We start from the raw sequence: 13236 nt of genomic DNA, 5'->3' as shown, positions 1-13236 counted from the left end.
GGCCAATTGCCCCCGAGCAACAAATGCTGTACCTTGCCTGTTAATTATTCGATGTATCATTTAGCCATTAATCGCTGCTCATGTTGTACCCGTTAACCTTCGAAACGATTTATAAAGACAAGATTTGGGGTGGTCAGAAAATCAAAACTATTCTTGACAAAGACTTTTCGCCACTGCCCAATTGTGGTGAAACCTGGGAAGTGTCGGATGTGGAGGGGAATGAATCGGTTGTGAAGGAAGGCAGCTTACAGGGAAAATCGCTGCACGAACTGGTCGAGCAATACAAGGAAAAACTGGTTGGCGAGCACGTCTACGCGCAATACGGAAATCGCTTTCCACTACTGATTAAATTCATCGATGCCAACGACGATCTGTCGATTCAGGTACACCCGAACGATGCCCTGGCGAAGGAGCGCGGAACGGGCTTCGGCAAAACCGAGATGTGGTACATCATGCAGGCCGATGAAGGGGCTAAACTGAACTCCGGTTTTAATCGGGAGGTAACGAAAGATGAATATGTGAAGGCCGTTGCCGATAACACCATTCAGGAGTTGCTCAATATCGAAACTGCTCAGCCCGGTGATGTATTTTTCCTGCCTGCGGGGCGGGTCCACTATATCGGTAAAGGGTTATTGCTGGCCGAAATTCAGCAGACGTCCGACACAACCTACCGGATTTACGACTTCGACCGAGTGGATGCGACAACGGGCAAAAAGCGTGAACTTCATACCGAACAGGCGGTCGATGCCATTGATTACCACTATTACGGGCAATACAAGACCCAGTACGACAAGAAACTGAACGAAAGCGTCAACGCCGTAAAAAGCGACTATTTTGTAACGAACGTACTGAATTTCAATCAGGAAGTAGCGCACGATTACACGCACATTGACTCGTTCGTTATCCTGATCTGCGTGGCGGGGGGCTTAACCATCGAAACAACCGGCGGCTACAGTGTATCGCTTAAAATGGGCCAGTGCGCCCTGATTCCAGCCTCCATCAACAATGTAACGCTCGTACCCGATGGCGACATGACCGTACTAGAAACGTATGTACCGTAAGTCGGAACCAGGAACCGGGATTTAGCCGATTGATGGATTAAACAGATTTTGTTCATTTCCTTTGTTGAAAACAAAATCGATTTAATCCATCAATCTGTTTAATCCCGGTTCGGATGCGTTACTGCTTTGCCCTTGATCTGAAAGAAGACCCGGCTCTAATTGCCGAATACGAACAATACCATGAGCGACTCCGGCCTGAGATTGAAGCCAGTATTCGCGAGTCGGGCATTACCGACATGGAGATTTACCGGATCGGTAATCGGTTGTTCATGATTATGGAGACTGACGAGACGTTCTCGTTTGAAGCCAAGGCGGCTGCCGATGCCGCCAATCCAAAAGTGCAAGAGTGGGAGGCACTTATGTGGACCTACCAGCAAGCCTTACCCATGGCCAAACCTGGTGAAAAATGGGTACTCATGAACCAACTGTTTAAGCTGTAATTCGTTCATGATCTTCAGGTAGTTCAGTTTGCCTAACTCGTTTGTCCTTCCGACCGTAGGGAGGAACCTTGAGATTCCTCCCTACGGTCGGAAGGACAAAATCCTTCATTTTCATCTTGATTTAGAAATTCTGCGTATTTCATAATTTTTCACTAATATGTAAAGTTTATTTTACAATATGGAAAATCTATTTTACGTTTGCTGTGTAAAACAAACTTTACATAACCATGAAAACAAAGTGGCTTTTTCCGCATTCGTACCGCCTGATTGGCTGGTTAATTTTTGTACCGTGTTTTGTGATTGGGATAGCGTTTTTTTATGCTGATGTCAAAATCCCGTTTCTAACTGTGCCCTTTGCTGGCTGGAAAATTCCTGGCGACGTAATACCACAGAATCTCACTGATGAAATGGCGTGTATAGGTGTAATTATAGGGCTAATGTTCATTGCTTTCTCGCGTGAGAAAACGGAAGATGAGATGATTAGTCAGCTTCGGCTCGAAGCGTTGCAGTGGAGCGTGTACGTGAACTACCTGATTCTGGCCATTGCTATTCTGACGGTTTATGACAACGCTTTCTTCAATGTCATGATTTACAACATGTTCACGGTGTTGCTGGTATTTATCATTCGCTTTCGCTGGCTCATGTCTGGCAGCACGATCTTACGTTATGAAAAACCGACTGAAAGTTGAACGAGCCGAACAAAGCCTGTCGCAGGCTGACCTAGCTGATCGGATTGGGGTGAGCCGTCAAACGATCAACTCCATTGAAGCCGGACGTTACGTACCGTCGACGATATTGGCCCTAAAACTGGCCCAGGTTTTCGGCAAACCGGTTGAGCATATCTTTACGCTCGAAGACACCGATTGATACGATGCCGAATTTGTATATTCTGGCCAGACCTAACGGAGCCGGAAAAACGACAACTGCTTATACGCTGTTACCAGAAATCCTAAATGTCTGGGAATTTGTCAATGCTGATGAAATAGCGAGAGGATTGTCGCCCTTTCGACCCGACTCAGAAGCGTTCGAAGCTGGACGAATTATGCTGTAACAAATCGATTCTCTGCTTGAAAAGGGAGTAGATTTCACCTTCGAAAACCTACTCCCAATACTTACAAAAGTCGCCTGCGGTAAAGTGGGCGTTTTTTGTGCCGTTTTCGAACGGATAGCCACTATCTTTACAACAGTCAACTCCTCTTAGCTTATCATTAACATGAAACAGTGGTTTTACGCTCTACTTCTCCTGCTCGGAACGGTTTCAGTACAGGCGCAATCGACAGCATCGGGCAATTTCGTTAAGGAGAACTACCAGAAATTTGAATACAAGATTCCGATGCGCGACGGGATAAAACTGCATACAGCTGTGTATGTCCCCAAAGATGCCTCGGCAACAACGAAATATCCGTTTCTGATGCAGCGGACCTGCTACAGCGTGGCGCCTTACGGTCCTGATGCCTACCCGGCACAGGTAGGGCCATCCAAAACGCTCATGCGCGAGAAGTATATTTTTGTGTATCAGGATGTTCGTGGGCGCTGGGAGTCGGAGGGAGTTTGGACGAACATGACCCCGACCGTTACAGACCAGCAGCCAACTCCTACTGCCAAAAGTAAGGGTAAAAAGAGCGCGACCAAACCCGTTAGCAGCACATTGGTCGATGAAAGCTCGGATACCTATGATACTATCGAGTGGTTGCTCAAAAATGTACCGAACAACAACGGTCGGGTAGGGCAGTGGGGGATTAGCTACCCCGGTTTCTATACCGTTGCGGGGGCTGTTGGTGCGCATCCGGCGCTAAAAGCTTCTTCGCCACAAGCACCCGTTTCGGACTTCTTTTTTGATGATTTTCACCATAATGGGGCTTTCATTCAGGCCTATATTTTCACCTACCCGGTGTTCGGTATCCAGCATCCTGCTCCTACAACGCAGCCCTGGTTTGCCAGCCAGATGATTAACACCGGAACGAAAGATGGCTTTCAGTGGCAGTATGATTTAGGCCCCCTGAAAAATGCCGACAAGTATTACAAGGACAATTTCTTCTGGCAGGAAACCGTCGACCACCCGAACTACGATGAGTTCTGGCAGAAGCGGAGCATTATTCCACACCTCAAAAATATCAACCATGCCGTAATGACCGTCGGCGGCTGGTTCGACGCTGAAGATTTGTACGGGCCACTGAACATCTACAAGACAATAGAAAAGAATAATGCGGGTACGTATAACACCCTGGTAATGGGACCGTTCGGGCATGGACGCTGGTCGGCCGAAACGGGGCATACCCTGCATAGTAATATCTATTTTGGCGATAGCATTGCCACGTTTTATCAGCGTAATATTGAAGCGAAATTCTTTACCCATTTCCTGAAAGGTGCGGGCGATGGAAAGACCGGATTGCCCGAAGCGTATCTGTTCGATACCGGAAAGAAGGAGTGGAAAACGTTCGATAAGTGGCCAGCTGCCAATGCGCAGCCAACGTCATTCTATTTGTCAAGCAATGGGCAGTTAGCCCAACAGGCCGGAAACGGCTACTCCGAATTTGTCAGTGATCCGATGAAGCCGGTTCCGTATACCGAAGATATTACCACCTTGCAGGGATTTACACCGTTCAATTATATGTCAGAAGATCAGCGGTTTGCCAGTCGTCGGCCTGATGTCTTGACATTCCAGACCGATGTACTGACAGAAGACCTGACACTGGGGGGCGAAATCACTGCGAAACTCAAGGTAAGTACGACAGGTACCGACGCCGACTGGGTCGTTAAGTTGATCGACGTATATCCGCCCAATGAACCGAATCATGCCTACATGCCGAATAAGAATATCACCCTGGGGAATTATCAGCAAATGGTCCGTTCGGAAGCCATCCGTGGACGTTTCCGTAATTCGTTTGAAAAGCCCGAACCGTTCAAACCGGGCGAAAAAACAGACGTTACGTTCCGGTTGCAGGACGTGATGCATACCTTTAAAAAAGGCCATCGGATCATGATCCAGGTGCAAAGTACGTGGTTCCCGCTCATCGACCGAAACCCGCAGAAATACGTGGATAATATCTATAAAGCTGATGCTACCGATTTTCAGAAAGCGACCCATCGAGTGTATGACGATTCCGTGATCGAAGTTCAGGTATTGAAGTAATCTTTGTATCTACGGTTGGCTTTGCAGAATGATTGAAATCCGGAACCTCACCAAACAGTTTGCTTCACATACGGCCGTTTTTGATCTCTCGCTCAACGTTGCAAAGGGTGAAACACTAGTGTTGTTAGGCACGAGCGGGTGCGGTAAAACGACAACCCTGAAAATGATTAATCGGCTGATTGAACCGACCAGTGGTTCAATCAGCTTGGATGGAGTTGATGTGAGGAAACAAGCTACTTTCGAGCTTCGGCGACGGATTGGGTATGTCATTCAGGATGGAGGATTGTTTCCCCATTATACAGTTGCCGAGGCTATTGCAACCGTTCCTAAATTACTTGGCTGGGAGTCAGAGACTATTCAGGAACGTATCAGCGAACTGATTGATAAACTGCGGCTGCCTCAAACGCTGTTGTCTCGGTATCCGGCCGAATTGAGTGGGGGCCAGCGCCAGCGGGTGGGGTTGGCGAGGGCATTGGCGGTCCGGCCACCCGTTGTGCTGATGGATGAGCCGTTTGGTGCCCTTGACCCATTTACACGTCGGCAGGTTCGTCGGGAATTATTCGGTCTGAATGAGTTACGCGAAACAACAGTGGTGCTGGTGACCCATGATGTGAACGAAGCGCTGGAACTGGCCGACCGTATCGCCCTGATGGATGCTGGACAGATTGTGCAGATGGGCACGCCCGATGCATTACTGAAATCACCTGTTTCTGATTTCGTTCGGGATTTTATGGACGATAAACCCCACCGTCTGCATGACTGATTTCGTGACGTTTGTTCGGGAGCATGCCGATAAATTGCTGGAGCAAACGCTGACGCATATCGGCCTAACGGCTGTGTCTTTATTCCTGGCTCTGTTGTTGGGTGTGCCGTTGGGCATTCTGATTTCGCGTCGTTCTCGATTAGCGGGTAGCGTATTAGGTATAGCCGGTGTGTTACAAACAGTTCCTAGCGTGGCCTTACTTGGTTTCCTGATTCCAGTTTTAGGTATCGGGGTTGGCCCGGCGCTGATGGCACTTTTTCTATATGCGCTCCTGCCCATAATCCGAAATACGTATGTAGGCATTAAGGAAGTGGATGCGTCGGTGAAAGAGGCCGCTCGTGGTATTGGCATGACCGATGGGCAGGTGTTAACAAAAGTGGAGTTGCCTCTGGCACTTCCTGTGATTTTCGCAGGAGTTCGTACCGCAACGGTTATTAATGTAGGGGTAGCTACGCTGGCGGCTTATGTGGCTGCCGGTGGACTGGGTGAATTTATTTTTAGTGGTATTGCCCTTAGCAATGTAAATATGATGCTGGCGGGTGCTATTCCAGCAGCCTTATTAGCGGTTGGTTTCGATGCGGCTCTCGCCCGATTGCAACGATTGTCGGTACGCAAGCTTCGCGTTGGCGCATTGGTTTTTGTGCTCCTTATGCCGTTTTTATCCGCTTTTTACTGGCTACCGGGTCAGCAGGACAGGTTGGTGGCCGGGTTTGCGCATGAATTTTACGGCCGGGCTGATGGCTACCCCGGTTTACAGAAAACGTACGGTCTGACCCTTCGCCCGCGCCTGATCGATCAGAACCTGATGTATGAAGCCATTCACCGGGGGCAAGTCGATATCATTAGTGGTTACTCGACCGATGGACGAATTAAAGCATATGATCTGCTGGTACTAACCGATAATCGGCATGCCTTTCCACCCTACGATGCGGCCCCGGTTATTCGGCAGGCAGTATTGAATCGTTTCCCAGCGTTGGGGCAAACCTTGAATCGGCTGGCTGGTCAGTTGACTGATTCGGTTATGACAGCACTGAATTATCAGGTCGATTATCAAAAGCAGTCGCCGGAGGCTGTGGCGCGTAATTTTTTAAACCAGCTTGACTTATACAAACAGCCACAACCGGGCGAACGCGCTGAAACCGTTGTGATGGGTTCGAAAGTATTTACGGAGCAATATATTCTGGCCGAAATTTATCGTCAATTGATCGAAGGACATACACAACTACGGGTCGCTACTAAAACGGGGTTAGGGGGAACCCAAATCTGTTTCGATGCCTTGCGAACTGGAGCGATTGATTTTTATCCAGAATACACAGGTACGGGATTGCTGGTGGTTTTACAGCCTTCAGCGAGCGTGTTGGCGCATCTGCCGATGCAATCGGATACAATTTATCAGTATGTCCGGCAGCAATTTCAGCAGCAGTATCAATTGGATTGGCTGAGGCCGCTAGGCTTTAACAATAGCTATTGCCTGATGATGCGACGCGAGCAAGCTAATCAATTAGGCATTAAGACTATTGAGGATTTGGTTAAGTATCTAACAAATAAATAGAACACGGATTTTTATGATGATTATGATTGACACAGATCTTAATCATCATAAAAATCCGTGTTCTATTTATTTAAGCCCGTTGTAGCAATGTCAGCCAGGCGTCTTTCACATTGTTATCGGCCAGTAGTTGTTTCGCCCGAAGATGTAGCAAGTCGGGTAAGTACTGGCAACCGTACCTGGCTTCTTCGAATAACTCATGTAGAATTCCCGATTCCCGATAGGTACTGATTTCCTCTGGCGTAGGCAGAGCCGCAAAACTTCCCAATTTTCCCAGATCATTCCCGGATAAAATGGCGCTGTTCCGAATTGAAGCCGGAATCTGATCGACGCCAAGCCCTACTTTCGGGCGAGCCACTTCAAATAGTGCATCGCCCTGCGCCCGTGCGTACCAGTCTCCGCCCATACGACCGATCAGATCAATCCGGTGAGGATCAATCAAACCGGCTTCATCGAAAATAGTGTCCTGAAAATGAGCCATGATAATTTCGCAAACGACCAAATGCCCCGCTCCGGGTAAGTCGGCCTGTTGGTTCATTGGAATGATCTGTCGGACCAGGCATTCGTAGGACGCAGGTGATTCAGCCACACGGGGTGGACGGACCCGATCCGAGGGGATGGCTGTGAACCCGCCTTTTTCGAATTCATTGATGCCCCGTTCAAATTCGGCACTCGTCAGCGACATCTGTTCAACCATCGCGTAGTTGACGATATTGATCACCACTTCGCCCACTTCTCCCAGATTGAGTAACGTGTGCTTTTTGTGGCCATGTCGGTTAATGGTTGGTATGAAAATCAACGTCGGAGGGTTGTATCCGGCGATGTTGAAAAAACTGAACGGACTCAGGTTCACATTGCCTTGCGAATCAACGGTACTGGCAAACGCAATGGGCCGGGGCCCTACAGTACCGATCATGTACCGATAAAATTCGTTTGGGGCTAAGTCGGCGGGGTTGACGGTTTTCATGAATAGATTTTGCCTGCTACTTCACCAAGTTCAATGGCCTTATGTTTGTTTCGAGCCGTAGCGCGAAGCGTTACCTGGTCACCATCGACCAGGAAGGTTCGGGTTACAGATTCGGAGATATGCAGCGGATGTTCACCGTTCCAGCTTAGTTCAAGTAGTGAACCGTAGCTACCTGGCAAATGGTCCGACGCTTCGGGCCCCGAAATTGTACCCGTAGCCAGTATATCCCCAACGTTCAGGTTGCAGCCATTAACGGTATGGTGTGTAATCATTTGTGCAAAACTCCAGTAAAGATACCGGGTATTGGTTCGGCTAATACAGATTTCGTCATGATCGGCGGGTTGTAGCCAGACTTCCAGGTCCAGGTCGAAATGAGCTGGATGGTTGCTTTGTAGATAGGGTAGGGGCGTTGGTTGTTGCGTTGGGCCTACTACACGAAACGGTTCCAGATCTGCAAGAGGAACGACCCAGGCTGAGATACTGGAGGCAAAATTTTTACCCAGAAATGGGCCCAGCGGTTGGTACTCCCACCGCTGTATGTCGCGGGCCGACCAGTCGTTAAAGAGCGTAACACCAAAAATGTAATCTTCGGCCTCGGCTATCGAAACAGGTTCGCCCAATGGATTTGATTTTCCAATAACCAATCCCAGTTCCAGCTCAAAATCCAGCTTCTGCGACGGTCCGAAAACGGGTTGTTTATCACCATCCAGGAATTGCCCATTCGGTCGGCGAATGGGCGTGCCGGACACCACAATGGAAGAGGCTCGCCCATGATAGGCTACCGGCATATGTCTGTAGTTGGGTAGTAGTGGGTCCGCATTGGGCCGGAACATACGCCCTACATTCTCGGCATGATGGATACCCGCATAAAAATCAGTATAGTCGCCAATGCGAACTGGCAAGTGCATCTGTACGCGCGATTGGTGAATAAAAACCTGATCATGCACATCGTCAAAGGCGTGGGCTTCATCGGCTAAAAGCTCTTTCAGTCGTTGCCGAACAGCAAGGTGCGTAGGCTTACCCAGGGCGATGAACCCATTCAGTACAGGTTGAGCAAAAACGGCCGGGTCAATGGCCAGATCGTTGAAATAACCTAGCAACCCAACCACTTCCAGATCAAGCGCATAATCGCCGTGTTTGAACCCGACGCGGGGCGAAGCAATGCCGTAACTGAAAATGCCGTACATAGGTAATGTGTAATGCGGGGGAAATCCGCAACTATAGTTGTCAGGCGAGGGTTTCCACCCGCCTTACGTCAATCACTGATATTGCTATAAATCGAATCCATGATTCGGACGAAGTGTTGATAATCTTCGTCGCTCAGATCGCCCCATCCTTTGCGTCGCATGGCGGATACGACAGGTAAAACTTCATGGTATTTGGCCTCACCTCCTTCGGTCAGGTACACCAGAAATTTTCGGCGATCCGTGTCGGTCATGCGTCGTTCGGTCAGCCCTTTCTGCGAAAGCAGGTCGATAATTCGGGTAACGGTTGGCGCATCTTTAGTGGTCATTTCCGAAATTGTATTCTGACTGATGCCAGGGTTTCGATAGAGATGGTCAATCACAACCCACTGATCGACAGTTAGATCGAAGCCTGCATCGTTGAATTGCTTTTGCAGGGCGTTCCGAATCTTCTTGATTGTGGTGTCAATCTTAAAAAAATAAGCACGCGTATCAGATGGATGCGTCACGATTAATGATTAATGAATAATGTACGATGTACAATGGCCTGGTTGTGAGTCTCTATTTAAGTAATAGCTGAATCGGCAGTCCAAAATTATACATTATCCATTACACATTCGGGGTCGCCTGTGCGATTCATGTGCAGGAGTTCTTCCAGGGCCGATTCAATTTGCGGCACAGAATGATAAAGCTGTTCGTAGCTGTTGATCACAAAATACTGCTCCTGGAAATGGTCGATGATATAGGGCGTTTTGAGCAGGACTTCGACATTATAGGGTACTCGTTTAGGTACGGGACTGTACAAACTGTACGTTGTTTCGCCTAACGACGACAGGATTCCTCCGCCATAAATCCGCAGTTCGCTGCCTTCCTGAATTAGCCCAAATTCGACCGTATACCAGTATAGTCGGGAGATCATGGCAATCGCTTCTTCGCTCTCGATGTGATGTAGGGCAATTCGGCTAAGAGCGGCAAGAAAATCACAGAATGCCTGATTCGACAGCATAGGTACATGCCCGAAGGTATCATGAAACATATCGGGTTCGGGGAGGTACTCCAGTTGGTCATGCCGCCGAAGCCAGGTCGTAGCTGGAAAATTCCGGTTGGCCATCAGTTCAAAAAACGTCCGGTTGGGAATCAACCCTTCCACAGCACAAACCCGCCAGCCTGTCAGCAGTTTCAATCGTGGGTTCAAATCCCGTTCAAAATCCGGGATACGGTCGGCCCGAAAGCCCGTTGCAGCAATTCCGTCCAGATACGCCTGACTTGCCTTATCGGGCAACTGGGCCATCTGCCGTTCGAACAATAGCCGCCAAACGGCCTGATCGTCGGGAGTATAGTAAGAATAGGTCTGGTTCATTTTAAAGAGCGAAAGAATGAAAGAGCGAAGGGGCAAAAGAAGGGTATAGAATGGAATCACTCATTCACTCTTTCGCTCTTTCACTTCATTGTTAAAGTGTTCCCCGTAAGGCTTGTTCGCGTTCAATGGCTTCGAAGAGGGCTTTGAAGTTGCCTTTACCGAAAGAACGGGCTCCTTTTCGCTGGATGATTTCGAAGAAAAGCGTAGGACGTGGGCAAATGGGTTTGGTGAAAATCTGAAGCAGGTAGCCTTCGTCGTCGCGGTCGGCCAGGATGCCTAACGGGCGTAGGGTATCAATTTCTTCGTCGATTTTACCAACGCGCTGGGCCAGTTCGTCGTAATACGAACCCGGTACGCTTAGGAACTCAACTCCCCGCTCGCGCAAGGCCAGTACCGTTTCCACTATGTTGTCAGTCGCTACCGCAATGTGTTGCACACCTGGTCCACCGTAAAAATCCAGATACTCTTCAATCTGCGATTTCTTTTTACCTTCGGCGGGCTCGTTGATCGGGAATTTGACGCGACCGTTGCCGTTGCTCATCACCTTGCTCATCAGGGCTGTGTACTCTGTCGAAATATCTTTGTCATCGAACGAAACGAGTTGCTGAAAACCCATCACATCGTGGTAAAAATTCATCCACAGATTCATCTCGTGCCAGCCCACATTCCCAACCATATGGTCTACGTATTTTAAGCCCACATCGCTGGGATGGTAGTTGGGTTGCCAGGGTTCATAGCCTGGTAGAAATACGCCTTTGTAGTCGTTGCGCTCCACAAAAATATGCACCGTATCGCCATAAGTATGAATCCCCGAACGGACAACGTACCCTGTATCATCCTGTTCACGAGTAGGTTGCATAAACGGACGGGCTCCCCGGTTAACCGTTTCGGTAAATGCCTGAGTTGCGTCATCGACCCACAAAGCAACCACCCGGACACCATCGCCATGCTGGTCGATATGGCGGCCTATGTCGCTATTGCCGTGTAGAGGTGAAGTCAGTACGAGTCGGATTTTACCTTGCTGGACCACATACGATTCCCGGTCGCGCAATCCTGTTGACAAGCCTGCATGGGCAACAGGCTGAAAACCAAAAGCGGTCTGGAAATAATGAGCCGACTGCCGGGCGTTGCCTACGTACAGTTCAAGATAATCCGTGCCATTGAGGGGTAAAAAATCCGCCTGATTAGCTGGGGAAGTCGTTTGGGGTTCTACGAGTTCGAGGGTTTCCATAATTGTTTGTTGATGTTTGTAACGCGGGTGGAAACCCGCTACCTTATATCTAAATCGTGGGTTTCCACCCGTGTTACGCCAGCCATGATTTATAGTATTTACCGTCGTCAATACGGAGCGCTTGTTCGGTTACCATAAGGGGCCGGAACGTATCGACCATGACGGCATACTCCTGCGTTTCTGTTTTGCCGATGCTGCGTTCCATAGCACCCGGCGCTGGGCCATGTGGAATACCGCCGGGATGCAGGGTGATGTGTCCCTGAGCAATGTCGTTCCGACTCATGAAATCACCATCGACATAATAAATAACCTCATCAGAGTCGATGTTGGAATGATTGTAAGGAGCCGGAATTGCTAGTGGGTGATAATCGAACAGCCGGGGAACAAACGAGCAGACAACAAACGAATCCGTCTGGAAGGTCTGATGCACTGGCGGGGGTTGGTGAACGCGTCCTGTAATGGGTTCGAAGTTGAAAATGGAGAAGGCATACGGATAATTGTACCCATCCCAACCAACCACATCAAACGGGTGCGAAGCATATACCAGCGAATGAAGCGCGCCCTGCTTTTTGATTTTGATCAGAAAGTCGCCCGTTTCATCATGCGTTTCAAGATCGTGTGGACGTACAATATCTCGTTCGCAGAAGGGCGCATGTTCGAGCAATTGACCAAAATGATTTCGATACCGTTTGGGGGTATAAATTGGTGAATGCGATTCAACATACAACAATCGGTTGTTGTCGCTATCAAACTCGATCTGGTAAATCATCCCCCGTGGAATAATCAGATAGTCGCCATACTGAAACGGGATTGTTCCCAGCAACGTCCGCAATCGGCCAGTACCTTTATGCACAAACAACAACTCATCTGAATCGGCATTTTTGTAGAAATAACTGGTAAGCGATTGACGCGGGGCTGCCAGACCAAAAATCAGATCGTTGTTAACCAGCAGTGGAATCCGGCTTTCCAGGAAATCGTCGGCTGGTTCGATATCGAAGCCAATCAACTTCCGCGACAGCATATTTTTTGCGACGGCCAGTTTTGGCGTTGTATCAACACTATCAAGCACTTCGCGTACCATGGTTGGTCGGTGAACGTGGTACAGCAGCGACGACATACCCTCAAAGCCAATGGTTCCGAACAGTTGCTCATAGTATAAGCCCTGCCCGTCGGGCTTAGCGAACTGCGTATGCCGCTTGGAAGGAATCTGGCCGAGGGTATGGTAAAAAGGCATATTCTTGGTGAAGTGTATTTAATTGTTATGGCAACTATTGTTTAGCATACAATTATAGCGACAACTAAATTAAATAGTATATTGTTTAGAAAAATTTCTATTAAATGGTGTTGTTCGGGATAAAATGCGCTGGAATTCAGTTTAGATAGTGGTACATAGCCCTTTTTTCTAATTTTGGGCTGAACTCAATTCGTGATAAGGTTATACATGTAGATGCACGGAGGAAAAGAAGATGCGCAGCGTTCTTCTTTGAATCGTTTAGGTAAGCATCTTTATGGACTATCCTTCTCTAAAAAGATAACTAACGACTAGAA

The 13236-nt window shown here is 48.6% G+C and carries 14 protein-coding genes; 8 read left to right on the top strand and 6 right to left on the bottom strand.

Annotated features, from left to right (window positions below):
- The first annotated feature begins 80 nt into the window (after nt 1-80).
- The 8 genes from B5M13_RS26675 (at nt 81) to B5M13_RS26640 (ending at nt 6949) form a co-directional block, all read left to right on the top strand.
- Complete coding sequence (locus B5M13_RS26675; RefSeq protein WP_080058572.1) at nt 81-1061, top strand: type I phosphomannose isomerase catalytic subunit; 981 nt, start codon at nt 81-83, stop codon at nt 1059-1061.
- Between the two features lie 113 nt (nt 1062-1174).
- Nucleotides 1175-1501 (top strand): L-rhamnose mutarotase, encoded by a 327-nt coding sequence (locus B5M13_RS26670; RefSeq protein ID WP_080058571.1) that lies wholly within the window; start codon nt 1175-1177, stop codon nt 1499-1501.
- Nucleotides 1502-1728: 227 nt separating this feature from the next.
- The gene (locus tag B5M13_RS26665) at nt 1729-2190 is read left to right on the top strand and encodes a hypothetical protein (RefSeq protein WP_080058570.1); all 462 of its coding nucleotides are present in this window, start codon (nt 1729-1731) and stop codon (nt 2188-2190) included.
- Nucleotides 2168-2368: a helix-turn-helix transcriptional regulator gene (locus tag B5M13_RS26660; RefSeq protein WP_080058569.1), complete on the top strand. Its 201-nt coding sequence runs from the start codon at nt 2168-2170 to the stop codon at nt 2366-2368. Before B5M13_RS26665 ends, B5M13_RS26660 begins: the two co-directional genes overlap by 23 nt.
- Nucleotides 2369-2372: 4 nt before the next feature.
- Nucleotides 2373-2552 carry a hypothetical protein gene (locus tag B5M13_RS26655; protein WP_245859508.1) on the top strand — a complete coding sequence of 60 codons (180 nt, stop codon included), beginning with the start codon at nt 2373-2375 and terminating at the stop codon, nt 2550-2552.
- A 162-nt stretch (nt 2553-2714) separates the two neighbouring features.
- Nucleotides 2715-4634 carry a CocE/NonD family hydrolase gene (locus B5M13_RS26650; protein ID WP_080058568.1) on the top strand — a complete coding sequence of 640 codons (1920 nt, stop codon included), beginning with the start codon at nt 2715-2717 and terminating at the stop codon, nt 4632-4634.
- Nucleotides 4635-4662: 28 nt separating this feature from the next.
- Nucleotides 4663-5397 (top strand): ABC transporter ATP-binding protein, encoded by a 735-nt coding sequence (locus B5M13_RS26645; RefSeq protein WP_080058567.1) that lies wholly within the window; start codon nt 4663-4665, stop codon nt 5395-5397.
- Nucleotides 5390-6949, top strand: a complete 1560-nt coding sequence (locus B5M13_RS26640; protein WP_080058566.1) for an ABC transporter permease/substrate-binding protein — start codon at nt 5390-5392, stop codon at nt 6947-6949. Before B5M13_RS26645 ends, B5M13_RS26640 begins: the two co-directional genes overlap by 8 nt.
- Before the next feature lie 70 nt (nt 6950-7019).
- Here B5M13_RS26640 and B5M13_RS26635 read toward each other — a convergent pair whose 3' ends face one another.
- The 6 genes from B5M13_RS26635 to B5M13_RS26610 form a co-directional block, all read right to left on the bottom strand.
- Nucleotides 7020-7913 carry a flavin reductase family protein gene (locus tag B5M13_RS26635; protein WP_080058565.1) on the bottom strand — a complete coding sequence of 298 codons (894 nt, stop codon included), beginning with the start codon at nt 7911-7913 and terminating at the stop codon, nt 7020-7022.
- Complete coding sequence (fahA, locus tag B5M13_RS26630; protein WP_080058564.1) at nt 7910-9100, bottom strand: fumarylacetoacetase; 1191 nt, start codon at nt 9098-9100, stop codon at nt 7910-7912. The genes B5M13_RS26635 and fahA overlap by 4 nt, the downstream gene beginning before the upstream one ends.
- A 68-nt stretch (nt 9101-9168) precedes the next feature.
- Entirely contained in the window at nt 9169-9606 is a 438-nt protein-coding gene (locus B5M13_RS26625) for a MarR family winged helix-turn-helix transcriptional regulator (RefSeq protein WP_080058563.1), read from the bottom strand.
- A gap of 86 nt (nt 9607-9692) precedes the next feature.
- Nucleotides 9693-10457 (bottom strand): phenylalanine 4-monooxygenase, encoded by a 765-nt coding sequence (phhA, locus tag B5M13_RS26620; protein WP_080058562.1) that lies wholly within the window; start codon nt 10455-10457, stop codon nt 9693-9695.
- A gap of 91 nt (nt 10458-10548) precedes the next feature.
- Entirely contained in the window at nt 10549-11688 is a 1140-nt protein-coding gene (gene hppD / locus B5M13_RS26615; protein ID WP_080058561.1) for a 4-hydroxyphenylpyruvate dioxygenase, read from the bottom strand.
- A gap of 73 nt (nt 11689-11761) precedes the next feature.
- On the bottom strand, nt 11762-12922 hold the full coding sequence (locus tag B5M13_RS26610; RefSeq protein WP_080058560.1) for a homogentisate 1,2-dioxygenase: 1161 nt from the start codon (nt 12920-12922) through the stop codon (nt 11762-11764).
- Nucleotides 12923-13236: the final 314 nt, after the last annotated feature.

This window comes from Spirosoma aerolatum, assembly GCF_002056795.1.
In the GTDB taxonomy this organism is placed as follows: Bacteria; Bacteroidota; Bacteroidia; order Cytophagales; family Spirosomataceae; genus Spirosoma; species Spirosoma aerolatum.
Note: the sequence above shows the minus strand (reverse complement) of the source record. Positions and strands in the feature narration are given on the sequence as shown.